19 protein-coding genes are annotated in these 25767 nt (G+C 43.3%); 4 read left to right on the forward strand and 15 right to left on the reverse strand.

The genetic code is table 11. The annotated features are described in order from the left end of the window. Positions 1 to 40: 40 nt before the first annotated feature. From crr to IEY42_RS02540, 5 genes are all read right to left on the reverse strand, one after another. The gene (gene crr / locus IEY42_RS02525; protein ID WP_188923794.1) at positions 41 to 550 is read right to left on the reverse strand and encodes a PTS glucose transporter subunit IIA; all 510 of its coding nucleotides are present in this window, start codon (positions 548 to 550) and stop codon (positions 41 to 43) included. 69 nt (positions 551 to 619) lie between these two features. Next, a complete protein-coding gene (gene ptsP, locus IEY42_RS02530) occupies positions 620 to 2335 on the reverse strand; it encodes a phosphoenolpyruvate--protein phosphotransferase (RefSeq protein ID WP_188923795.1) in 1716 nt (571 codons plus the stop codon). An 11-nt stretch (positions 2336 to 2346) separates the two neighbouring features. Next, positions 2347 to 2604 carry an HPr family phosphocarrier protein gene (locus IEY42_RS02535; RefSeq protein WP_188921632.1) on the reverse strand — a complete coding sequence of 86 codons (258 nt, stop codon included), beginning with the start codon at positions 2602 to 2604 and terminating at the stop codon, positions 2347 to 2349. Between the two features lie 269 nt (positions 2605 to 2873). Then, on the reverse strand, positions 2874 to 3389 hold the full coding sequence (locus IEY42_RS22310; RefSeq protein WP_308424978.1) for a methyl-accepting chemotaxis protein: 516 nt from the start codon (positions 3387 to 3389) through the stop codon (positions 2874 to 2876). After that, a complete protein-coding gene (locus IEY42_RS02540; RefSeq protein ID WP_229779879.1) occupies positions 3374 to 4477 on the reverse strand; it encodes a methyl-accepting chemotaxis protein in 1104 nt (367 codons plus the stop codon). The genes IEY42_RS22310 and IEY42_RS02540 overlap by 16 nt, the downstream gene beginning before the upstream one ends. Before the next feature lie 273 nt (positions 4478 to 4750). Here IEY42_RS02540 and IEY42_RS02545 point away from each other — a divergent pair, with 273 nt between their 5' ends. From IEY42_RS02545 to IEY42_RS02555, 3 genes are all read left to right on the forward strand, one after another. Further along, the gene (locus IEY42_RS02545; RefSeq protein ID WP_188923796.1) at positions 4751 to 5458 is read left to right on the forward strand and encodes a DUF3334 family protein; all 708 of its coding nucleotides are present in this window, start codon (positions 4751 to 4753) and stop codon (positions 5456 to 5458) included. 102 nt (positions 5459 to 5560) lie between these two features. Beyond that, on the forward strand, positions 5561 to 6595 hold the full coding sequence (locus IEY42_RS02550; RefSeq protein ID WP_188923797.1) for a LacI family DNA-binding transcriptional regulator: 1035 nt from the start codon (positions 5561 to 5563) through the stop codon (positions 6593 to 6595). 94 nt (positions 6596 to 6689) lie between these two features. Next, entirely contained in the window at positions 6690 to 7622 is a 933-nt protein-coding gene (locus IEY42_RS02555) for a DUF808 domain-containing protein (RefSeq protein WP_188923798.1), read from the forward strand. A 112-nt stretch (positions 7623 to 7734) separates the two neighbouring features. Here IEY42_RS02555 and IEY42_RS02560 read toward each other — a convergent pair whose 3' ends face one another. The 6 genes from IEY42_RS02560 to trmY all read right to left on the reverse strand — a co-directional run bounded on the left by IEY42_RS02560 (position 7735) and on the right by trmY (position 16140). Then, a complete protein-coding gene (locus IEY42_RS02560; RefSeq protein WP_188923799.1) occupies positions 7735 to 8130 on the reverse strand; it encodes a DUF805 domain-containing protein in 396 nt (131 codons plus the stop codon). Between the two features lie 186 nt (positions 8131 to 8316). Next, the gene (locus IEY42_RS02565) at positions 8317 to 10788 is read right to left on the reverse strand and encodes a glucan 1,4-alpha-glucosidase (RefSeq protein WP_188923800.1); all 2472 of its coding nucleotides are present in this window, start codon (positions 10786 to 10788) and stop codon (positions 8317 to 8319) included. Positions 10789 to 10871: 83 nt separating this feature from the next. Continuing rightward, positions 10872 to 12410 (reverse strand): MFS transporter, encoded by a 1539-nt coding sequence (locus IEY42_RS02570; protein WP_188923801.1) that lies wholly within the window; start codon positions 12408 to 12410, stop codon positions 10872 to 10874. Positions 12411 to 12800: 390 nt separating this feature from the next. Continuing rightward, complete coding sequence (locus IEY42_RS02575) at positions 12801 to 14909, reverse strand: glycoside hydrolase family 97 protein (protein WP_188923802.1); 2109 nt, start codon at positions 14907 to 14909, stop codon at positions 12801 to 12803. Between the two features lie 162 nt (positions 14910 to 15071). After that, the gene (locus tag IEY42_RS02580; RefSeq protein ID WP_188923803.1) at positions 15072 to 15389 is read right to left on the reverse strand and encodes a hypothetical protein; all 318 of its coding nucleotides are present in this window, start codon (positions 15387 to 15389) and stop codon (positions 15072 to 15074) included. Positions 15390 to 15543: 154 nt separating this feature from the next. Then, positions 15544 to 16140 (reverse strand): tRNA (pseudouridine(54)-N(1))-methyltransferase TrmY, encoded by a 597-nt coding sequence (trmY, locus tag IEY42_RS02585; RefSeq protein ID WP_188923804.1) that lies wholly within the window; start codon positions 16138 to 16140, stop codon positions 15544 to 15546. A 409-nt stretch (positions 16141 to 16549) separates the two neighbouring features. Here trmY and IEY42_RS02590 point away from each other — a divergent pair, with 409 nt between their 5' ends. Then, positions 16550 to 16792 (forward strand): YecH family metal-binding protein, encoded by a 243-nt coding sequence (locus tag IEY42_RS02590; RefSeq protein ID WP_188923805.1) that lies wholly within the window; start codon positions 16550 to 16552, stop codon positions 16790 to 16792. A gap of 192 nt (positions 16793 to 16984) precedes the next feature. Here IEY42_RS02590 and IEY42_RS02595 read toward each other — a convergent pair whose 3' ends face one another. From IEY42_RS02595 to IEY42_RS02610, 4 genes are all read right to left on the reverse strand, one after another. Beyond that, on the reverse strand, positions 16985 to 18955 hold the full coding sequence (locus IEY42_RS02595) for an alpha-amylase family glycosyl hydrolase (protein WP_229779881.1): 1971 nt from the start codon (positions 18953 to 18955) through the stop codon (positions 16985 to 16987). Positions 18956 to 19063: 108 nt separating this feature from the next. Beyond that, on the reverse strand, positions 19064 to 20983 hold the full coding sequence (locus IEY42_RS02600; RefSeq protein ID WP_188923806.1) for a glycoside hydrolase family 13 protein: 1920 nt from the start codon (positions 20981 to 20983) through the stop codon (positions 19064 to 19066). 70 nt (positions 20984 to 21053) lie between these two features. Further along, positions 21054 to 22577, reverse strand: a complete 1524-nt coding sequence (locus tag IEY42_RS02605; RefSeq protein WP_188923807.1) for a tryptophan halogenase family protein — start codon at positions 22575 to 22577, stop codon at positions 21054 to 21056. A gap of 89 nt (positions 22578 to 22666) precedes the next feature. Next, positions 22667 to 25387 carry a TonB-dependent receptor gene (locus IEY42_RS02610; RefSeq protein WP_188923808.1) on the reverse strand — a complete coding sequence of 907 codons (2721 nt, stop codon included), beginning with the start codon at positions 25385 to 25387 and terminating at the stop codon, positions 22667 to 22669. Between the last annotated feature and the right edge of the window lie 380 nt (positions 25388 to 25767).

Genomic DNA, 25767 nt, shown 5'->3' on the forward strand with positions numbered 1-25767 from the left:
TAATCTGTTAGAAAGAGTCGTTAAGGCTCAGCGTTAAACGCTACATTTGTACTGTAAAAATTACGTCTTTGCCCGCAACCACACTCCCTTGGGCTTTATCGAGTTGTTTAACATCTTCCATATTGGCAAGCACCACTGGGGTTAATAAGCTCTCAACATTGTCTCGTAAAAAAGCCAAGTCAAAGGACAGGATAGGCTGACCAGCTTTAACTTGTTGGCCTTCTTCGGCTAACCGTTTAAAGCCATTACCTCGTAACTCAACCGTGCCGACGCCAAAGTGCACAAATAGCTCGAGCCCTTGTGGTGACTCAATACTAAAGGCATGGTTGGTTTCAAATATTTTACCTATGGTACCGTCGATAGGGGCAACGATAAACTCGCCCTTAGGGTCGATAGCAATCCCATCGCCCACTATTTTTTCGGCAAAAACAACATCGGGTACTTTTTCGATGGCAACAATGTCACCTGATACCGGTGCTAAAATAGCAATACCGCCAGTTAATTGCGGTTGGCCTGAAATGAGTCGTCTAATGCGGCTTAAAAATCCCATAAGGAAAGGCACCTTTTATTAATATTTTTATGTGTTTAATTGTAAACAGCTCTGATAACTTTACCAGTTTTAATTACAATTAATAGTGTTTATAGCTGTGCGTATTTCGTCAATGCGTTTTAGGCGCTTGACGTTTTGCGCATGAGTAACAAAATCCTGATAGCGGCCGTTAATGAGTGTGGCTTTGACTTCGAGCAGGCTTGTTGGATTAATACTGATTTCATCTAAACCCAAGCCGACTAATAAGGGTAAAACTTGCGGGTCGCTGCCCAGTTCTCCACACAAAGAGACCTTAACCTTAGCCTGTTTACAGCGGGCTATGGTCATTGAGATTAACTCAATCACTGCCGGTGATAATGCAGGATACTGTTTGGCTAAATGTGGATTGGTGCGGTCTGCGGCCAAGGTATATTGGGTTAAATCATTGGTGCCGATGCTTACAAAGTCCAGTAATGGCAACATGCTAGGTAAGTTAAACACTGCAGCAGGTGTTTCAACCACAATACCGTAACTGATCTCACCAAAACCTTTTTCTTGCTCAATCAATTGTGCCTTAGCTTGTTCAATTAATGCCATGGCACCTTCAAGTTCTTCAACTTGGCTCACCATCGGGAACATTAACCTCACTTGTCCGTGATTGGCGGCACGAAGCACTGCTTTCACCTGGCTAATAAAAGTGTCTGGATGAGCCAAACTATAACGGATCCCACGAATTCCCAGTGCGGGGTTATCTTCTGGCGATTGTTGTAAGTAAGGGATTTCTTTGTCGGCACCAATATCAAAGGTGCGTACCGACAATACTTGCCCTTGGAGGCTGTGCAATGCTTCACTATATAATTTGTATTGTTGTTGCTCATTAGGCAACGCCTTGGCATTCATCAATAAAAATTCTGTTCTAAATAAGCCTATGCCTTGCGCGCCAACGTCGGTGACATGAGATACCTCACTTAAATTGCCTACGTTGGCTAATAAAGTGATGCTGTGTCCATCCTGGGTGATGCTGGGCTTATCTTTATATGCGGTGAGAGCCTGACGGCGTTGGATTTCTTGTTGCTGCTTTTGTTGCAATTGGCTTAACAACGCTGCAGTCGGAGAGGTGTGTAGCTCACCAGAGATAGCATCTAAAATTAATGGTTCGCCGTCTTTTATGGCCTGATGGTGCTCGGAAAACTGATAATTTAACAGCGCAGGTATGCCCGCAGCGCGAGCTAAAATTGCCGTGTGACTGGTTAATCCGCCAGACTCTAACACAATGCCTTTGATGTGTTTTAGAGGCAAAATGGCAAATTCTGCCGGGGTTAAATCATCGGCCAGCAATATGGTGTCTTCAATGAGTGTTGATAAATCCCACTGTAAATGACCATGCAAGGCACTGATGAGCCGCTTAGCTAAACAGAGAATATCGCTACTGCGATTAGCAAGATATGGGTCGTCTAGTTCAGATAATTGGGCCGCTTGCTGATTAAATATTCTATCTATCGCCACCGCCGCACACACTTTAAATTGCTTTATGTGCTGCAGTAATGCTTGTTGTAATTCTTCATCTTCAAGCAACAAAATATCGGCATCGATAAGTTGAAAGTTTTCACATTCTTTACAAAGGTGACACTGGCAATGTTGTAAATGGCTGATGAGCAGGTCAATGGCATGGGTTAATTGTTGTTGCTGTAACTTAATTTGCTCTGCATTGAGGAGTTTAAAATCCAGCGGCGGCATTTGCGAGGTCATGGTTAATGCTTTACCAAACGCGATGCCCGGGGAAACAACAATTCCATTGAATGACATAAAGTGTCCTTTTAACTGAGAGTGATCAGCAATGAGGCAATTTTGTCGACTGCCGCTTGCGCTTGTTCCCCTGTGGCAAATACCGTTACAGACACACCTTGGTATAAACCTAATGTTTGTAATTTAAATAAACTTTTGGCACTGGCTTGCTTGCCATTGCACTCTACCATAACGTCACAGCTAAATGCTTTCGCTTCTTTTACTAACAACGCCGCAGGGCGAGTGTGGATACCATGCGGAGCAACAATCGTAACCGTTTTTTGATACATAGAGAAAATACTCGGTAATGAATGACAACTAAATACTCATTTAACGCTATATTTCAGGTGTTTATGATTTTTTTAATTTCATTGAGACTGCATAAATAAGGCTGAAATACTCAGGTATTCAATCTGAAGCGCCTAATATACCCTAAAGTATGCAGGGCTAAAAGTGATGTTAAGCGCAAACCCTAGAGCAAAAAGGCATTAGATAAGTAAACTAAAGCCAGCAATAACGATTGCTGGCTTTGGGGGTAGAGAGTGTTAAAGCGGGTGGCTTAAATCTTAAATTGTCCCAATGTTTGGCTCATGTCTTGACTCACCGTTTGCAATGATTGCGCAGCATGAGCATGGGTTTCATTGGTACTGAGCGACAACTCTGTTAGCTCTGAAATAGTCGTCACATTACGATTAATGTCTTCAGTGACTAAGGCTTGCTCTTCAGTGGCGCTGGCAAGTTGTGCGGTCATATTACTGATGTTTTCAATGAGCGCTAAAATCTCAATAATGGCTTCGCTAGATTGAACGGCTTTTGATTGTAATTGTGATGACTGCTGCTGAGTATGAGTATTGCTGTCGATTACCGATTGAATTCCCTGCTGAATTTGGCCAACAATTTTATTGATTTCGTTGGTTGATGATTGTGTTCTAGTGGCTAACGCACGTACTTCATCTGCCACTACCGCAAAGCCACGACCGTGCTCACCGGCTCGCGCCGCTTCAATGGCCGCATTTAATGCTAGCAGGTTTGTTTGGTCGGCAATACTGCCTATGACATCTAAAATACTGCCAATTCAGCAGATGATTGACTTAAGCTTACAGAGACTTGTTCAGACTGTTTGAGTTCGCTGACTAAGCTTTCAGTGTGCTCAACGGTTTGTTGCATTAACTGCTGATTTTGTTCTGCTTGATGCTTAACGTTGTTCGCACCTTGTGCTGCATCTTGGGTATTACGGGCCATCTCTTGGCTGGTGGACAACATTTGATTAATCGCGGTTGCCACACTTTGGGTTTCGTTGTTGACTTGATTGGCGCTCTGATTTGACTGCTTAACGGTTTCAAATAAGTGTTGCGCTTCTTCGTTTAGGCTGTGTCCTAACGGTTGTAAATGCGCCACCATGTTGGCTATTTTTATCACAAATTGATTAAAGCCATCGGCAAGCTTGGTGACTTCATCATTACCGATAGTCGATAAGCGTTGGGTTAGGTCGCCTTCACCTTTGGCAATTTGCTCCATGGCATTAGTGGCGTCTTTTAACGGTTGCGTAATAGAGTGATTGAGCAATAAAAAGAACGCAAAAATAGGCACCGAAATAAATAACATAATGATTAAGTAATCAATAATAATACCGGTCATGCTTTGGTTGACTAGATCTAAATTAGCTTGGGTAATAAAGGTCAATTGATTGGCTGGTAAATAAGCCGCTGCGGCTAATACGGTTTGCGTTTCATTGCCACCCACCTTGAGTGATAACTGTGCTTGTGTTGTTGACTGTTTCGCGCCACTGATTAATTGGCTGTATGTCTTGTCACTATTAGTGGTTAGTGCACTAATGGCTTGGCCTGCTGTACCTTTAATCGTGCTAAAAAGCACTTTGCTTTGATTATCAACCACCAGTAAATCCATATACTGACTTATTTGAATGTCTGCGACAAAGGTGAGTAAATCGTCTTGAGGTAATTGCTGCTGTTGTTGCAGTACCTTCAGCATGTTGACCATTAAGCTTGCTTGTTCAGTGACTTGTTTTTGCTGCTCATCGACTAAATGAGAGTATTGTTCTTTTACTGAAAAAGACCCGAACACCACTGTGCCAATCGCGGCTAGAATTAGCATAATAAATAAACGCTTTAATATTGTTAAACGTCTCAATAATTCAATCATTTACAGTCCCAAACAAAATATCCATATAAGGTGACGTGATTATAATAGATTTGGTACAAATGATAACCGCGTAACTGCATTTATGTGAGCAAAGCATAAGATTTAACATTTTTGTAGTGTGGTAGCTAAAGTAATAAAATTACAAATATATCATGCGGTTAATCACATTTTGAGCTCGTTTGGTTATTTTACATGCTAATCAATTGTTTTAATTTTGATTTTTTTGCATTTTACCCGCAAGATTAGCTTAAATAATGAAAAGGTATCCAAGCCATGACCACGAATACAGTTAACAACGACGACATTCTTTTAAAACTGTGCCATTCAGTTTCTCATGTACTTTCCAGCACCAGTGCCAGTCAGATTAGTCACGCAGGTATGGTGCAAAGTATTTCTCGTACTCGCTTAAAGCCTGATTTGGGTTGTTTTTCGATATTTGATGGCGGCTTTTCAGGTTTAGTTGTTATCAACTTTTCTGCCGACGCGGCAATTGAAATTTACCGCCGTTATATGATCAACATGGGCATGCCAGAGTCTGAATTGGCCTTTTCGCACACATCTGATGATGTGGGTAATGTCATGGGCGAGTTAATGAATCAAATTTTGGGTGACTTTATTGGCAAAATTTCAAAAGAATTGCAAACTTCAATTAGCCAAAGCCAGCCGAAAATGTTAACGATTAATAAAGAATTAACGATATCGGTAGATACTAACCTTGATGATGCAGTGGCAAGACGGGTGTCATTTAAAACAGAAAACAACCATATTTTTTATCTTGAGTTTGCCATGGACAAAACGGAGTTTATTCGCTCAGCAGACTTTGAGGTAGATGAAGAGTTTGACCTAGATTCATTAATAGAAACTCACGGTAAAAATACGCCCAAAAAATCAGAGTCTAAATCAGACATGTTAGGTGATCCTAATGTAAAAGGGTTAGTGGCTGATGATGCCGACGATTTATTGAGCGAGCTTGGGTTATAATTTTTTGTAGTAAATAATATAAAAAACAGCCAAATAAAGTGATTTATCTTGGTTGTTTTTTTATGTGGCAATGACGATGACGATTAAGGGTGATAAATAACAATGACCTCAAAAGCGACTTCTATTGATATCGCGTACCGTGCTGGTGTGTCGCAGTCGACAGTCTCGCGTGCGTTACGAAACAGCCCGTTAGTGAACTTAGAAACGCGTCAGCGCATCCAGGCGATTGCCAAAGAGATGAATTACAAAGTTGATAAGAATGCCAGTAATTTACGTACTCAAAATAGCCTAACCTTAGCCTTGTTAATTTGTGAAGACCCCACAAATGACGATTCTATGATCAATCCGTTCTTTTTATCCATGCTCGGGTCAATTACCCGAGCAACAGCGCGCCAAGGCTATGATTTACTGGTGTCGTTTCAACAATTGTCGTCAGATTGGCACGCCGATTATGAAGACAGCAACAAAGCCGATGGCATTATTCTACTAGGCTATGGCGATTACATGGACTACGCCCATAAGCTAGAAACCTTAATTGAAAAAAACACCCACTTTGTCATTTGGGGGGCAGAGCACAACAATAAAGCTGTGCTATCAATTGGTTGCGACAACCACCAAGGTGGTTATATTGCCACTGAACACTTAATAAATTTAGGCCATAAAAAAATCGCCTTTTTAGGTGATTCATCTAGCCATAGCCCTGAGTTTCGCGACCGTTATCTTGGCCACGTTGAAGCCTTAAACCAAGCGGATATTCAAGCTGATGAACAGTTACAGCATGATGCATTTAATACCGAAGCATCAGGTTATGAGGCTGCTAACGCGCTGCTCGACAATGGTGTGCCATTTGAAGCCATTTTTACTGCGAGTGATTTGATAGCGATTGGGGCAATTAGAGCATTAAAAAAACGTGGCGTGTTAGTACCAGAACACGTTGCTGTTGTAGGGTATGATGATATTCCAGTGGCCAGTTTTGCCAACCCTGCGCTCACCACAGTAAAACAAGATACACAGTTTGCCGGTGAGATTTTAGTTGAAAGCGTGCTGAAATTAATCCGCGGCGAAGAAGTGAGCCAACGATTACTTAAAACCAGTTTAGTGGTTCGCAGTTCATGCGGTGCTAACGTTGACGAATAAGTGAGCCGTCGTTGACGATTAATAACGGCTAAGAAACACCATAAATAATAAAACAACACACTCTATTTTTGATTGATAAAGGATACAAGCAATTATGGCAGGCGCCAGTTTATTAACCTTGTTAGATGACATTGCGACGATTTTGGATGACGTAGCAGCAATGAGTAAAGTGGCGGCGCGCAAAACAGCAGGCGTGCTAGGCGATGATTTAGCCTTAAATGCCCAGCAAGTATCTGGCGTCGCGTCTGAACGTGAATTACCTGTGGTATATGCGGTGGCTAAAGGCTCATTTCGTAATAAATTGATTTTGGTGCCGCTGGCGCTATTAATCAGTGCTTTTATTCCCTGGGCCATTACGCCGCTGTTGATGTTTGGTGGCTTGTTTTTATGTTATGAAGGCTTTGAGAAAGTTTATCACTCGATGACGCATAAAAAGGCTGCACCTGCTGACGATGAAACTATTGTTGCTAAAGGCAAAGCTGACATTGACGATTTGGCCGCATTTGAAAAAGACAAAATCAAAGGCGCTATTCGTACCGATTTTGTGTTGTCAGCTGAAATTATTGCCATCAGCTTAGGTGTTGCTGCTCACATGGATTTAATGGGCCAATTTTTAACCTTATCGGTTATTGCTATTATCATGACCGTTGGCGTGTATGGTTTAGTCGCTGGTATTGTCAAAATTGACGATTTAGGTTTATACCTTGCCAAACGTAAAGCCGAAGGCTTAGGCCACAATATTGGTTTAATACTAGTCTCTGCTGCGCCTTATTTAATGAAAATACTCACCGTTGTCGGTACCATCGCCATGTTTATGGTGGGCGGCGGCATTTTAACTCACGGTATTCATGTGGTGTTTGAATGGATAGAACATGCCGCAGTGGTTGTTGAGCAAGTTAGTGTAGTGGGCGGGGTTTTAGGGCTGTTAACGCCCAGTGTGCTTAATGCCGTATTTGGTGTGGTTGCAGGTGGCTTAGCAGTGTTATTAATGAATGGCGTGATGAAATTAATACCATCAAAAAGCTAACGTAACTGCATTAAAGCGCTCGGTAAATCATGATATAAATTAACGCCGTAAGCGAATGATATAAAAAAGAGCAAGGTCATCGACCTTGCTCTTTTGTGTTTTAACGCATTAATTAAAGCGCTAAATTGTCGTTATCGGTAAAGCTTGGTTGGGCTTTTGGGTTTGGACCGTATTCATTGTCATCTTTACTGTTAAAACACAGTACAACCAAAATAATTAGTGCGCCGATCAGCGGGATAAGCAATAAAAATAACCACCACCCCGAATGATCAGTATCGTGTAAGCGGCGCACACTGACCGCAATACTTGGAATTAATACTGCTAATGAATAAAGCGAGCTCAATAAACCTGCGCCGGATGTGTCACTGTACAGACCTGTACCCATATCAACTAACGTCAGTAACACACTGAAAATGCTGTTAATTAATACAAACATCCAATATTCTTTACGACGCGCGCGACCTTTAAAATCAAAATATTGTTTTAAAACCTTTAAATACCAATCCATTCGTTAGTCCTTAACGTTAATTTTTATTAATATGAATCATTTTTACAAAATAGTGTTTAATTATCAATATTATATTTTGATTTGGTCAAAAAAAAGCCATTGCATTTAGCAACAGCTTTTTAGTAGGGAGACGCATACTAATCATTTTAAAATAAGCGTTTACCTAATGTTAATCGTCTCAAAACGTTATTGGTCAAGTTGTTTCACCACAGGGTAAAAGTCCCATACTTGTTCATCAGTCATTGAACGCACCAATTTAACGTATTCAGCATGAGTCCAGGCCAAAGGCGTTGCTGAGTTGGTCCCGTCACCCATTTTATAATCATAACGTGTTGGGTTACCGACACCGTCCCACGCTTGCTCTGGTAACATTAACCCTTGGTTTGCAAAGGTTTCCATGCCTTGTACGTAGGTGTTAATCAAAGCTTTTTTACTGTCAGGGGTTAAGCTTCCTTCAGATTTAGCAAGAGCTAACTCGTAATGGCCGCGCTCGCCGGTAAAGAAGGGCCATACCCGGCCGCGTTGATCTTCTGTATTGCCTTTTTCGGCATAGCTTAGGCCTGTGACAGTATCCTCGCCGTAGCCGTCGTTACCGTAACGGCGATAACCCGGTACTTTACTGCCATCTTTAGCGGTAAACTCGTATTTAACCCGTAAGTTATCTTCAAGCTGTTGATTATCAATAAGCATCACGCTGTTTTTAATGACAGGGTCTTGCGCATCCACAACACCATAACGCACTAACTCTAAAAAACCGCCGTCTAGAATTAGCCGTTGATCTAATCCTGGTTTGCCGTTGTTATCTAAAAGCTTATCAGCGGTATTGGGGTTGCCATTAGGGCTAATGCGCACGTAATAAGGTGCGGTGTAGTCTTGTGCGACGTCTGCCGGATTAAGCAAGCCGTTAGTGGTGACCATGGTTGCTTCAAGCTGGCTTTGCAGTTCAGCTGCAAGCTCCTGATACACAGTGGCTTGTGGATCTTTTGCCAATCTAGCCAAATCGCTCGCGGCGACTAAACCGGCTATGATGGCCGCAGTGGTCGAAGGCGAATAGCCTGCTTGTTCTTCCCAGCGCTCTTGTTGGGTGTTTGGCGGGGTGATGTCGAGCTCATTATAATCCAGTTTTACTTTGCCACCGCTGACTAAAAAGTCAGCGGCAGGTTTAAGCATGTCTTGATACCAGGTGGTGATCTCTGCATCTGTTAACACGCCAGCTTGCCACAGTTTCCAACCGAGCATAATTGGCATGGCAGTTTGGTCGAGTTGTAGGCCAACCCACTCAATTTCGCCATCAACGTGGGTTTTCTGTAAAAACCAACCTGGTGTGCCGGCAAAGCCTGGTGTTTGTTGATTAACCTGTACTTTCTTTAAATACTCAAACGCCACTTTAGGTGTTTGAGTGTCGCCCATGGCCAAAAATGCCATGGCGCATTGGTAAAAGTCGCGTGGCCATACCGCTTTATAACCCGTGCTGCCTACTTTTGCTGATACTGTGTCGCCCCAAGGGTTTGATAAGGATGCGATTAGCGCGCCAGCGTGGGTTTTATCTTCTTGCGCTTTGAGCACAAGTGCACTGGCATACAGCAGTTTACCGTTATCTGCGGTATTAGTGCTCATGTCGTTTAATGGCGCTAAAGAGGCAATATAGTCTTTCCAACCTGTGTGGCTGTCATCGCCTAAATAAGCCTGCTTAACGGCATCGTAACCGGCATCTAATGTGGCCTGTGCTGTGGCTAAGCTGCTGGTTTTGTCTTGGGCAAAGCCGATGACTAGATTAAAGCGTAAACTGTCGTTTGCTTTGGTTAATGTTGGGTATTGCGCAGTAAGTGCAACGTTGCCGCCTTGGTTATTATCGCTGGTGGTTTGGTAGCGGTTATCAAATTTTCCGTCGTCTTGTAAATCAATCATCCCGTCTGATGTGCCCACAAATCCTGCACTTGCGTGAACAAAATCAATGTCGGTTTTAATGGTCATCACCGTTGAACTCGCGTCACTGGTGTGCGCTACCAGTGCTTGACCATCAACGAAGGCAATATCATTAGCACCGCTGTTATCGATGTGCGGATTAACATAAAGGTGCGGGGTAATCCCGGCTTCAAAGGCGGTAAAGGTTACGTTCATCATTAAGCTATTTCTATCAGGATCGGTAAAAATATGCTTTTCGATTTGGTATTTGCCTTCCACGTCTTTATTAATAATCTTATACGCGAGCGACAATGGTCGGCCTTGTTCGTCAGTGTCGAGGTATTCAATGGTGCTAATGGTGTTATCTTTTTCAGTATCGACAAAGCCATTGCCGCTGATGATAAATTGCAGCTCTTTTAATTGGGCATTATGAATAAGCCCAAACATGGTTTCGGTGAGTATGCCCTGGGCAACAGAAAACCATACTTTACTGACAGGATTTGTGGCCTGGTCTTGATACTGACCATTGATATAAGGCTCGTATGATGTGCCTATGCCGGTTTTGCCAGAAAACGCCCACGTTGGCTCAGCGCCCGGTGCGCCAGGCGCGACAAAACTCAAAGGTGCCGTTGTTGGTAACACTTCACCCTTTGATGATGTGTCAGCAGGTGAGCAACCCGTTAATAACAGGCCGAATAAGCTTGCCGTTACGGCACTCGAAATTGCACTACGATGTGAGTGTGGCTTTAACATATACTTCCCCAAAATATTGTCTGTAACGATGACAGATCACTTTTATTATTTATGTTTTTGTATTTATTAAACGATTAATTGATTTAGTTATCTTGTTTTACAAACAGTACGGCAATGCCCGACACCATCATAAATACGCCGCCCAATACCAGGGCGTAAATCGGCTGGCCATCAAAAAAGACTTTTAACAGCAAGCCTAAAATACTGGCAGCAAGTAGCTGAGGGATCACAATAAAAAAGTTAAAAATCCCTAAATACACCCCCATTTTTTTAGCCGGTAACGCAGACGACAACATGGCGTAGGGCACTGATAAAATAGAGGCCCAGGCAAAACCAACACCTATCATGGGGATCCATAATTGATTCGGGTCTTCAATAAACATAAAGCTTATTAACCCCATGCCACCTAAAAACATATTAATGGTGTGAGTGAATTTAATGCCGACGGCTTTGGCTAAAAAGGGAATAATAATGGCGGCAATTGCGGCAAAACCATTGTATGAAGCAAATAACATCCCTACCCAATCGGCGCCGTCGTTATACGCCTGGCTAAGTACGTCGCTGGTAGCGTAATGGTGTGAAGTCACGGCCGCAGTGGTATAAATCCACATGGCAAAGAGGGCAAACCAGGCAAAAAACTGCACAACGGCTAATTGCTGCATGGCTTTTGGCATATGAAACAAATCATCGACCACATTAAACAGCATGCCAAAGTTTTCGCGTTGCACGCTTGTATTGTTTGCTTGAGTCAGTTTATGGGCACAAAACAGTTGCAGAGGCCCAAAAGCAAAAATACCAAGACTAAGAATATAAAGTTGCTTATCAAGGTCTTGGGTTATTATTGCTGCAGTAAATAGGGCGCCAATGAGCATCCAAATGATGCCACCTGTTTGATATTGTTTACTGGTACGGCTGTTGGTATTTTCTGCGGCGTCGACATGATTGGCATGTTGCTCAAACGAGGCTAATTCTTCAGGTGAATACTCTTTGCTTGAAATAATAGTCCAGCCTACAGCCACAAATAATACCGCGCCACCAAAGTAGAATGAGTAGCGCACTGAATCTGCAATTTCACCCGCTGCAGCGGTATTGGTTACGTCGAATACATTGGTCAACATATAAGGCATTGCTGAGGCGACAACGGCGCCTATGCCAATAAAAAAGCTTTGCATTGCGTACCCTTGGGTACGCTGACTTTTAGGTAAATTGTCGCCAACAAAAGCGCGAAATGGCTCCATAGCGATATTGATTGATGCGTCCATAATCCACAACATCCCTGCAGCAATCCACAGGGTAGGTGAGTGAGGCATAATAAACAGTGACAATGTGGTTAACACTGCGCCAATTAAAAAGTAAGGACGACGACGGCCAAGGGCATTCCAAGTGTTGTCACTCATATAACCAATAATGGGCTGTACAATTAACCCAGTAAGTGGCGCGGCAATCCATAAAATAGGAATGTCGTCGATGGCAGCACCTAAGGTTTGAAAAATACGACTGACGTTGGCATTTTGTAGGGCAAAACCAAATTGAATCCCCAAAAAACCAAAGCACATATTAAAGATTTGCCAAAAGCTGAGCTGTGGCTGTTGAGTCACTTTATGATGATTTTCCGCAGACATGTTATATCCCTTTTTATCAGTCGCTATGCTGATTTTTTATTATTACTTTTAATGATGCTACGTGACTCTCAGGTTTGCCAGATACAAACTTGAGATAATGGTATACATAAAAAAATGGCGAATACGCATCTCTCTAAGACAAGTATTCGCCAAGACCTAAGCTCTATCGATGGCTTATTTCCTAATAAACCATCAATAAAGGCAATTAAGGTGCTTTAAAGCTGGTGGCCTCAACAAGTGGCTTACCAGAAACGACCTAGCCCTTCTCATTACGCAAGTCCAGAACGAAATAGCAGGTTTTATAGTAGCCTTGAGCTTGTTATGGGTTCAACTTACTACATACGTATTCATGATATTCGAGCAACCTAATATATACATTTACGCAACATATTACAGCGCTTTAAAGCGAATCGCGCTACCGCCACTTGAGGCGAGTGACAGGGCAAGAGTGTCTGTGGCACTCACAACCTTGGTTTCTATGACGTAATCATACGGATTTGTTAGCCAATCTGCGTTATTACCATCACGGTATATTTGGGCTTCATAACGTTGACCAGCCGTTAAAAAGTCAAGCTTAACCGTGAGTTTACGTGGGTTTTCGTCAGTTAAAGCACCTAGATACCAATCTTCCGCGCCGCGTTGTTTGCGCGCAAACGCCACATAATCACCAATGTCACCGGCAAGGGCAATACTCTCGCTCCAGTCGGTTGGCACATCTTGAATAAATTGAAATGCATCGAGTCGTTGCACATAATTGCGCGGTAAATCTGCCGCCATTTGGATGGGGCTGTATAACACAACGTAAAGCGCCAGTTGTTTGGTTAGCGTGGTTTGTACGCGGTTTTCGGCATCTAATCCTTGTGGGGCTAAGTTGAAAATCCCAGGAGTAAAGTCCATTGGCCCTGCCAGCATTCGGGTGTATGGCAATATGGCGGTGTGTTCAGGGTTATTAGGTGGGCTGCCCCACGCATTAAACTCCTGGCCTCTCGCCCCTTCGCGGGCAATCCAGTTAGGGTAGGTGCGGCGCAAGCCAGTGTCTTTAATGGGCTCGTGAGTATTAATGCTAATGCCGCGTTTTGCCGCTTCCGTTACGCTGTGCAAATACTCATTGACCATAAACTGACCGTCGTGCCATTCGTGTCTCACTATGCCGTTTTCGTCAATGCGCTTGATGTCGCCACCATCGGCTACATAACCGGTTTTAACTTGAGTGACGCCATGTTTTTTATATAGATCATAGGCATTGCTCATTTGATTACGGTAGTTGGTCACAGAGCCTGAGGTTTCGTGGTGGCCAATTAAGCGAACATTTTTACTTTTACCGTATTGGCTAATCGCATCGATATCAAAGTCAGGGTAGGCTTTAGTAAAACTAAATACATCGCCATTATGGAACCAACTGCCATCCCAACCTTCATTCCAACCTTCTACTAATACACCATCAAAGCCATATTGCGCTGCAAAGTCCATGTAGCGTTTGGTTTCGCTGGTGGTGGCGCCATGTTTTGGACCGCTGCCCCAGGTGTTTTCGTTTAGGTGCATGCCCCACCAAATACCGACGTATTTACCCGGTTGCACCCAGGATACATCGCCCAGTTTGTTAGGCTCATTGAGGTTTAAAATTAAGTCCGAATTGAGTAAGCCTGTAGCGTTACTGGCAATTTGAATGGTGCGCCACGGTGTGGTGAATCCTGGTTGGGTTTTCACCCGAATACCGTCTGACCATGGGGTTAAATCTGCGCGTAATGTCCCGTCACGGCCTTGATTTAACACCATGGCGGCATAATCAGTTAGGGCGGCTTCATGGATGCTCATGTGCACGCCATCAGTCGTTCTAAACGTCATTGGAGTATGGGCGCGGTCGATTTTATCCAGCGTGGTGGTGCGGTATAAATACTCGTAGCGGTTCCAGCCACGTCCGGGGATCCACCAGGCTGTTGTAAGCTGTGGATTTGGGATAACAAACTCGGTGAGCTCGTCGGTAATATCCAGTTTGGGTGTGCTCGTTAGACCCGCTTGTTTTGGCACAAGATAACGAAAGCCAATGCCGTCGTTAAAGGCTTTAAATTCAATATCAAAATCGAGTTTACCGTTAGACAAGGTAGCTTTGATGCGATTGTAATGATCGCGCACATTCTCACGCTCACCCCAGGGTTGCTGCCAGGTTTGGTCAACACTGCTGCGGCTGACATTCTTAATGGTAAATTCACTACCAAACTCACCTAGTTGCTGAAATACCAAGCCAAGTTTACTCGGGTTAATGACGGTTTTACCGTTAAAGTCTATTTGATATTCAGGACGGCCATTGTCGTCAGTTAAGCTGATGTTGATGTGGGTGTTTGGCGAGGTCACATGCACGGTTTTAGCATTTACGATGCTAGAAAATGCTAAGCCAGAAAGTGCTAAAGCGCAGGTTAAACTAATGATGGATTTATTAAATCGAGATTGAGTCTCAACACTACGACACAAAGCCGCAGGCTGTGGGTATGAGGGCGTCATACGGTATCCTTGTTGTTTATTATTATATTGTTATCAACAAGTAATATATGACGCTTTTAGATTTTACCGCAAAGATTTGCATACGTATTCAAAGCGAGAATGACAAGATGGTTTTGTTTTACCTGCATGAAAAGAGACGCTAACCCAAAGGATGGAAGTGGGTTACTCACGTTTTACCAGCGCAAATTTACCTTTTACTTGTTGACCTCGCGAACGTTCACACCAAAAGCTGTATACAGGGTAAATGAGTGCAGCGCCAATTACCGAAAAAACAAAACCTAAAAAAGCATACATTAGGCTAGCGAACAAAAAAACGTCACCTTCTGAACCTTCAACATGGATTTGTGTTGAAATGACCAAATGAAATGCGATAGAAAAGGTCAAGGCAGCACCAAAACAAACCCATAGTGCGATGGCCATAAAAGAAAAGAAGCTGAGTTGGATCCGTGCTTCATCACTATAGTGTTCGTGAATTTCCATATAAAAGAGCCTCCTATGACGACTTGTTTTTACTGAAGCGAGCAATGAAAGACTTGAGTGCAGTATGTATTTTGTAGTCTGAATTCTACAGTATGAATTCTACAGTATGAATTGTGCACTCAAATCAATAAAGTCTGCTTAACTCTGCTGCTGATTACAATCTCATGTCTAATTCATTGTGGATCAACACTACACATTGCGATGCAAACAGCATTTTAGGGCCTAAGTTAATGTGTTTAGTACCAAGACGTTTAAGGCTGTTAAAACTCTTCTTAGGCATAGGGATATGGTCGGTTAGTAAAAAACATGGGTTTTGCGCAAACTCAACATCGCGAACCGGGGTGCCTTTTTTCTCTAACATATACAGCTGATAATCTTCGGCTAATTCTTGCACTAATTTTTCAAAGCTCACAGTGCGGACGGTAATGCCTGCTTCTACGTCACGTAACTGTTCTTTATCCATACCTTTGGATACCGTTAATGCCTTGGCTATTTTATTGGTGAGGTTTTGCTCATGAAAGCCACCGATATGCCCTAGCTCACTTGAACGAAAGCAAATAGTGCGTGAAAAATCGCTTGTGCTTTCTAACACTAAATACACTACGACATCATCGCGATGAGACTGCGCAACAAAGAGGGTATTCATTAAGGTGTGGGCTAAAATTTCGGTATGAGCAGATTGACCTATACCCGCCAAAAATTGCTGGCTATCAACTGGAGCCGCTCTGGCTCGAACTACAAAAGCGCGCATCGTAAATCCTATTGGAAAATATTAAGCAAAAATCGATTCCCTTCTCCATTAATCAATAATCTAATTTGTATGTGCAAACTGATTAATGGCGATTAATGGCAAAGTTTATTGCTTATTATCACAGTTTTAGTGACTGCTGTAATGCGATTAATCTCTGTATCTGATTTTTTGATACAAAATCAAGCTTAAGCAGAGAGTGACTTTACTATTAACGGTAGATTTATCCTGCTGGATTGCCCAATTGCATTATCTCTATTTGAACTCGATTTAAAGTGAATCACAGATTTAAATCACTTTGATGTTTACCCTAAATGAGCAACATGTTAATGAATTTGTGTGTGAGATCAGGGTTTCTCTGACAATAATAAGATATAAAGTATAAATAATTTACATCTTAATCGGAGATACAATGTCTGAATCAATCCATGGGCATCAAGTGATGCAAATGATGTTAGAACATGGCGCAGCACTCACTAAACAACAACTTAAAAATATGATGCACACGACATTCGGTGCTGATACCTGTTATCACACTTGTTCAGCAACTGAGATGGATGCGGATATGTTGATTACGTTTTTAGAAAATAAAGGCAAGTTTATTGATAGTGACAGCGGGATCACTACTGCTGCAGATAAGATTTGTAATCACTAGTTCTAGTCTATTTATCAGGGCTTTGTTGGTTTTAAGGTTGAGAGTCCGTCAATGGCGATGCGATACCGCTGCGAAACAAAGATTGTACTAATCGATTGATACAGCTAGATATTAACAAAGCGCCGCAGATGGCTTATCTGCGGCGCTTTTGTATTAACCAACTCAATTTGTTTTAACCAACTCATTCTGAGTTTAGTGTTTTTGAGTTAACTCAAGTACCACTGATTGCAATGGTTGTAATTGCATTTGCACACTGGCGCTGTCGTGGTTATTCAATATCAAAGCGTGCTCATATGGCTGCTGGGTGAGTAAATCTATCAGCGTTACATTTTCAACAAGTTGCCATTGCTCAATGAGTGTTTTGGGTAGTGTAAGCGTAAATGTTTTAGGCTCGGTTTGGCTAAAGTTACTGGCAATGAGCAATTGCTGCTCAGCATTATACCGGCTAAAGGCAAACACCTGATCATCATAGCCCTGGGTATTAAGCTGACGCTGTAAGAGGTCTAATGCTAGGTATTCGCCGGTTAGCGCTGGCGCACTATGACTTAGGTTTAGCAAGGTTTGATAATAAGCGCGTAATGCCTTTTCATCAGGTGTGGATTGCCCGCCATCAAATTTACCGTTATTCATCCAGCGTTGATGTGCAGGCACGCCAACATAGTCAAAAATACTGGTGCGAGTAGGCTGGCCAAAACCGGCCATTTGCGCGCCTTGCTCGCCGACATCCTGGCCAAAATACAACAGTGTGGGTGAGCGGCTTAATGTGGTCGACACCACCATTGCCGGCAGCGCATTAAATGCATTACCGGCAAAATCGGCGGTGTTAATACGTTGCTCGTCGTGGTTTTCTAAAAAGTGCAACATATGTTGTTCAATGTCACTCACTTTTGCTTGTACAGTGGCGATAACCGCGGTGCTGGCTTTACCTTGAATAATGGCTTTTAAGCTGTCGTATAAATCCACTTTGTCGTACAGGTAATCCATTTTACCTAAATGAATATAATCACGATATAAATCAGGGTTATATACCTCTGCCAGAATAAAGGCATTAGGGTTTGTGTGTTTAATGTGGCTGTTGAGGTAGCTCCAAAATTCAACCGGCACCATTTCGGCCATGTCGTATCGAAATCCATCCACTCCATTGGCTAACCAGTATTGGGCAATGTGCTCAAACTTACGCCATGAATCTGGAATATCATCCGCGGTTTGTGCTTGCCAAAAAGCCAAATGTTCCGCGGCCGTTTTACTTGCATAGTCAACTGGCAGTGCGGGGAAGTCATGGCTGCCATAGGGCTTAACACCATAATTTATTTTAACGGTTTCATACCAGTCGTTGGCGTCCGGTTTGGCTAAACGTGAGCCATTACCAGTCCATTTTGCTGGAGATTCAGCAAACTTACCGTCACTCAGAGGGTGAGTGTCTCCGCCTAACGGGGCGTAGCTATTGGGAGCATCGGGTACGGCAAAGTCTTCACCGATAACATAATAGAAGTTGTTATGTTTGCTATAAACCTGTGAGGTATCGTCATTGGCACCAAAGTCTGCTTCGCCTTTTGGGGCTGACAGAGAGTGATAGTTACGGGCAATATGATTGGGCACTATGTCGATAATCACTTGCATGCCATTGGCGTGAGTACGCTCGATTAAGGCTTCAAATTCAGCCAGGCGATTAGCTGGATTGGCCGCTAAATCTGGGTTGACGTTATAATAATCTTTTACCGCATAAGGTGAGCCTGCACGGCCTTTAACGACATCGGGGTCGTCATTACTGATCCCAATACTGGTGTAATCGTTAATCACGGCGTGATGAGGCACACCGGTATACCATACGTGAGTGGTGCCGAGAGATTTGATGTCTTGTAAAGCGGTATCGGTAAAGTCGCCAAATTTACCCACACCATTTTCGGCAATGGTGCCCCAGGGTTTATTGGTGGTATTAGTATTGCCGTATAAGCGTGTGAAAACCTGGTACACCACAGGTTTACCGGTTGTTGGCGATGGCTTAACTTGTGTCATTGATAATGCCGATTCTCTCACATCTTCAGTCATTTGAATGTCGGTATTGGTGAGCTTACAGCCGCTGATGCTTAAGCTTAACCCTATCACGGCTATGTAGGTGAGGGGACGCATGTTAACGTTAATTGATACTGAAGGTAATAACATAGGGACTCTTTTATCTTGGTATCCACTTGCTGTGGTGCATAAGCGTGTGTGTTTATCACGGCTAGGCTAATCCACAGTGGTTCAGCCTAACCTTAGCAATGTGTAAACTTATCGTTTGAGCGACAAAATAGTCACGCCTTTTTGTTCAAGCTTGAGCGGGGCATCTAATTGATAAGATTGTTGATTGATAATATCAATGCCTTGAGTATTGCCATTAAATACGCTGCTAAAGCGTTGTAAGTCGAGCGCTACGCTTTGCTCATTTTTATTGTAAATAATCAACAAGGTTTCATTATCAGCATGGCGGCTTTGCACGTAAACGCCATCCTTAGGCACAAAATGGCGCAAATTGCCGTGTTGTATTGCCGCAGAATTTTTACGGTAATTGAGCAGGCTACGCATAAACGACAATGTCGCTTGTTGCTGATTATTTAAGCCTTCACCGGTAAAGGCGTTGATCTTATCTTGAAGCCATCCACCAGGGAAATCACCGCGCACCGCGCCATCGTTTCTGCCTTCACTTGGGCTTTGCATTAGCACTTCTGTGCCGTAAAAAATCTGTGGAATGCGGTTACTGGTGAGCACGTAGGCCATTGCGATATTAAACAAGCCTAAATCGTTTTTCATTAAGCTGTATAAACGGTTGGTGTCGTGATTACCTTCAAATAACACTAAGTCTGTCGGCTTGGCATACACCACATCGTCGGCTAAGCGTTGGTACAAATTAATTAAGCCAGTGTCCCAGCCTTCTGGCTCGGTTAAACTGGCAATCAAGGTGTCGTACAGTGGAAAGTCCATCATACTTGGGGTGTATGAGATGTAACCATCGTTATTTTGCTTGCCTGCCTGCCAATAACTCACGGTAATCGGGTTGCTTGTCCACTCTTCGCCAACAATATTAAAGTTTGGGTATTCGTCGATAATGGCTTTAGACCAATGGGTTAAAAATGCTTTGTCTGCATAAGAGTAGGTGTCTTCGCGTATACCACTCAAGCCTGCATATTCAACCCACCAAATGCTGTTTTGAATTAAGTAAGTTGCCATGTGTGGATCAGTTTGGTTCATGTCGGGCATAGTGTCGGTAAACCAGCCTTGGTCAAAATCAGCGGTGTCACTGGCCACAGCGTATGGGTCTTGTACTGTGGTGCGGCGGTGGCTGGTGTAGAGAATATCTTGCGGATTTTGCTGCCAGGCCTGTTGACCGTTAACCCAGGTTTCGCTCGGGAAATCTGCCATCCATTGATGACCTGAGCCCATGTGATTCACAATGACATCTTTAATCACCCCAATGCCAAAACTGCGCGCCTCTTGCACTAATGCTTGGTACTCTTCGTTGGTACCAAAACGTGGGTCTATTTGATAAAAATGGGTGGTTGAATAACCGTGATAAGAATACTTATCTTGGTTATTTTCAAGCAGCGGGTTAATCCATAGCTGAGTCACACCTAAATCGTGTAAGTAGGGCAGTGCTTTGCGGATCCCCAAAATGTCGCCACCGTGACGACCACCATCAAAGCTACGATCGCTTTTTTCGAGCATGCTTGGGTGATTATCGTTATCTGGATTTCCATTAACAAAGCGGTCTGGGGTGATTAAGTAAATCACATCTTTATTACTAAACCCCTGGCGTTCGCGCGCGCCAGGCTCCCGTGCTTGAATGGCATAATCAAATTGTTCGACTAGCTGATCATTATCATAAAGGCCAATTTTTAGTTGTTGTGCTTTGGCATCTTGTAAATCTAAATTGATAAACAAATGATTGGGGCTTGCGGTTTGCTCAACGTTAACCAACTTTACGCCCTGGGCGTTGAGCAGTTTAACCTGGTGGCCACGAATATTATCGCCAGCAACCAATAATTGCAGTTGTGGATTGTGCATCCCTGCCCACCACGAAAGGGGCTCAACGTTAACCTGTGCATTAACAGACAATGCACAGCAACACATCGCCAATCCTAAAAAAGCTGAGCTGGTAAACAAACGATTTTTTGCTGGTTTTGGTGTGTGTATATGGCTAATTGATAAAGTCATATTGCATCCTATGTCGTTTTTATTTTGTTATTTATAACGTTAATGAGTCTTATTGGTTTACGTAAACAGGTTAAAGCGCCTTAATAAACGCGCTATGTTCAGGCATGTTGGCAACTGTGGTGTTAATCACTTTACTTATGTTGCCTAAATAATCTTGTAATGCTGCGGGCTCAACCGCTACCGCGAGCGGATGAAAGTCTGCCGGTGTAATGCCCTGGCCGAGCATCACCTGGATCCAGGCGGCTTCGGTAAACAGTTCGTCTTGATGCCTAAATACGTTGGCAGTTTGGCTAAATAAATCGATTTTTTGCTGCAAGCTCTCAGGAATACTCATGTCGCGGCAATGTTGCCATAAACCGCGGTTATCTGGCTGTGTTTGTTTGGCGTTGAGGTGGTAGTGCAAAATAATAAAGTCGCGAATTTGTTCAAATTCAGTTTGTGATTGGCGATTAAACTCATCCACTTGCTGAGATTGAATGCCGTGATGCGGAAACAATTTGGTTAAGCGAATAATCGCCGATTGCACTAAATGTAAGCTGGTGGATTCTAGCGGCTCTAAAAATCCGCTCGATAAACCAATCGCGATACAGTTTTTATGCCACTGCTTTACCCGTCTACCCGTGGTGAAATTAATTTTACGGGGCTCAGCTAAAGGTGTCCCATCAAGGTTGTCGAGTAACTGCTGTTTTGCTTGCGCATCACTCATGTATTGGCTGCTATAAACAATGCCATTGCCGGTGCGATGTTGCAGCGGAATACGCCATTGCCAGCCTGCATCATGTGCGGTGGCTTTAGTGTAGGGCAGTAGTGGGTGGGTACTTTCACACGGCACGGCGTAGGCACTGTCGCAAGGTAGCCAATGTTGCCAGTTTTCATAATCGACACCTAAGGCTTGCTCTATCAATAGGGCAGAAAAGCCCGAGCAGTCGATAAATAAATCACCGGCGATGGTTTGGCCGCTTTGCAAGATCACACTGGCAATATTGCCGCTGCTATCAAGTATTGTGTTATCTATTTTACCTTCAAGGCGCTTAACACTGCGTTGCGAGCAATATTGTTGCAGCATGGTGGCATATAAGCTGGCATCAAAATGGTAGGCATGAGTAATGCCCGACATTTGTGCATTGGGAATAGTGGCAATAGGCTGAAATTTATTGTGTTTAGCGGCTTGGTAATTAATGGAATAACGCCAAAAGTCTGCCGGATTATATTGCGTGTTTGAGTCAGCGTTGTGAGCTGCCTGGGCGCAAAGCCAATAATGATGAAATGACGTAAAACCGAGGTCGCGGCCTACATTGCCAAAGGCGTGCATGTAAGCATCACCTTGCTGATACCAGTTTTCAAATTCGATACCCAATTTATAAGTGGCTTGGGTTGCGTTAATAAAGTCACTTTCTTTAATGCCCAGTACGCTATTAAAAATTTGTAGAGGTGGGATTGTCGCTTCGCCCACACCAATAGTACCAATGGCATCAGACTCGATGAGGGTAATGTTGAGCTGAGTGTTAAATAATCGACTCAACATGGCTGCGGTCATCCACCCTGAGGTGCCGCCGCCCACAATGACAATGTTTTTTATTGTTGTTTGTTTCATTGTTATCGCCTTTATTTATTGTGTGATGGGGTCAATAAAGAAAAAGCCCCTGTAAAAGGTACAGAGGCTTTTTGTCAGCTTAATGCAAATTAAAACTTGTAGTTAGCACCTAACATAAAGTTACGGCCATAGTTTTGATAATCGCGAACTAAGCGTTGGTCATCACCTGTGTAAGAGGTAAAGGGCTCGTTGGTTAAGTTATTCACTTGGAACTGAACCGACAAGCCGTATAGGGCATCGATTCCGCTTTCGGTAAAGTCATAACCAATTTGTGCATCGACTACGGTTTCTGCTTTCACGTTAACATTGACACGCGTTAAGCTGATTGCGGTGACTTCACCTAAGAAGTCACTGCGGTAGCGAGAACTAATTCGCGCTTCAAAGCCTGCGTTTTCGTAGTAAACCGTCGCGTTAAAGGTTTTTTCAGATAAGCCTTCTAGCTTTTGTGGTTCACTGTCTGAAGTTTCTTTTACTTCACTGTCATTGTACGAACCACTTAAGATGGTACCAAAACCTTCTAGTTGGTCAGCAAACAAACCAAAATCTAGCGATAAAGAAGCTTCAATACCTTGAACATATCCGCCATTACCATTTTGTGGCTGGGTGACAATACCAATTGGGTTGTCTGTAGGTGATTGTGGTAAAAAGGTACTGAAATCAAGCTCTGACTGTTGGTCATATACGAAGTTTTCAAGGTCTTTGTAGTATACCGCTAATGCAAAGTAGCCTTGATCGCTAAAGTAGTTTTCGTAGCTAATGTCGTACTGACGCGCTAACCAAGGACGTAATTCAGGGTTACCTGCACCACCTGACCAGTTAACACCGTCGTTTGGATTCTGATTGTAGCTAAAGTTGACGTTAGCATTCATTTTGTCCATGCGCGCTCGGGTTAGGGTACGAGCAGCAGCAAAGCGAACCATTTGCCCATCGGCTACTTCAAAACCTAAGTTTAAGCTTGGCAACCATTCAACGTAAGAGTCACCTGCGGTGCGAGGGGTCACAATAACCTCGCCATCTTCAACCGTCGCCACTGTACCGTCTGAGCTTTGGTCAGTGTGCACTGCTTGAATACCTACGTTACCTGTAACCGGTAAACCAAATAGTTCAGTCTCTAAATTGGCTTTAACAAAAATGGTTGAGACTTCTTCTGAAATAGCCCAAGAGTTAGTTGCACGAGATAAATCGACATCTGCTACGTCAGTTTCGGTGTAACCGCCAGCATTATAAAATGCCAGTGCGTCGTAACTTAATACATCACCCATGCCGAAAAAGTCTAATGACGTTGGTGATAGTAAAAATTCATCAGGCACAGTTTCTAAGTAGTTATCTGAACCGTCATAACCCGCTAGAGTGAGGTAATAACCTTTATCTAACTTGCTCTTGTCACGGTTAGTGCGGTTCACACCAAATTCAACGCTGCGAACAGCACCTTCGTCGAATATGTATTCAGCACTTAAACGGAATGAGTTAAGTTCGTCTTCAATTTCTGGTTTGTTGATAAAACCGTCTTGGGTGTTTGGCCCTAATGGACTACCCCAGCCAAGTGGGTCACCTAGCTTAATGACATCAGGATCGGCGTAATCTAAGTTGTGAGTAAAGTCGTAACCGCCATCACCGTTATACGCAAAACCTAAGTCATCAACTGCGCCAACACCAGTGCCACGACCTGTACCACTGTAAGTTTCCATACCAATGTCGGTACGGTCAACTTTTGACATAGCGATGTCAGCTTCAACGCTCCAGTTGTCGTTGATGGTGTATTTGTTGTTCCAACCGATTGAAATTGAGTCCGCATCACGTTTGTTAACGTCGTTACGTACAACCACTTCTGCGCCAACAATAGTGCCTTCAGTGACAAGTCCATTTTCAGTTGTTGATGCGGTCACGCCGCCATTAGCCCCCCATGCTGCTGGGATTTCAATACCACGTAAGCGCTGGTCATCGGTAAATTTAGTGTAATAAACATCAACCACAGAGGTAAATTGCTCGTTAGGTGCATACTCAAATACCGCTAACACACCGTCACGTTCTAATTCACTTGAACGTACAAACGGTTTTGCTCCGCCTAGCACGCTATCACCGGCGTCATTTGTTGGATAACCCCATGCTTGCCAGCGCTCTTCTTGGTTTGGCGACACCATGCGGGCGTAACCTAATGCCACACCAATGGTATCGTCTGCAAATTGGTCAATGTATGAAATGCTGCCACGGTAGCCGGTATCATCCGAACCACTGTTTAACGAGCCTAAATCGTTCATTTCGCCGCGTAATGACACCGCAATGGTTTGCTCGCCATGGGTTAACGGGCTAATAGTTTGCATGTCGACTGTGCCGCCGATGGCTTGGGCCATGACAGATGCATCAGGGGTTTTGTACACCACAACACGGTTAAGTAGTTCTGAAGGGTATTGGTCAAATTCAACGCCACGGTTGTCGTTGACTGACGCTTGTTCGCGACCGTTTAAGGTAGCGGTGGTAAAGTCTGGGCCTAAACCACGAATTGAGATTACGTTTGCACGGCCGTCTAAACGTTGTGCGGCAATGCCGGGTAAACGGGCTAGAGATTCCGCGATACTGACGTCTGGTAATTTACCAATGTCTTCTGCAGAAATGGCTTCAACAATTGAGGATGAAGACATTTTTAATGATTGTGATTCTTGTAAGCTGCGGCGAATACCAGTGACCTGAATCACTTCAATATTTTCTTCAGCAGCTTCTGTAGTTTGAACATCATCAGCAGCGTAAGCACTCATGCTGGCACCCGCGGCGGCTAATGCTAGCGTTAGTAGGCTCGGTTTAAATAGCAACATTCATCTTTCCCCTTTTTTGAACACTTAACCCGTTAATTTAGATCGCGTGTTAGTGCCCTTTTGAATTTTGGTTACAGTCTTTTATTGTGTTTATGCTTCAGCATGCTTAATTAACTTTATAAGTGACTGCATAAGTGCCGAAGTTATGACCAAATTGTTGCACAACAGTTACGATATTACTCTCAGTTCACTTTTTCCGACAATGTTATGCATACGTATTCAAAGGTGGTAGGCAGGATGTTGTGACGGTTTATTACATTTATTAAACATCTTTTTAAACACACTTTTGCAATGTAAAGTGCTGATTAATAATGGTTATGCCGTTACCTCTTTTTGTGGTATGCAAACAAATTTCTTTGCATACGTATGCAGGTGTATTG

Origin of the sequence: Shewanella algicola (assembly GCF_014648035.1) — a bacterium.
GTDB classification, from domain to species: domain Bacteria; phylum Pseudomonadota; class Gammaproteobacteria; order Enterobacterales; family Shewanellaceae; genus Shewanella; species Shewanella algicola.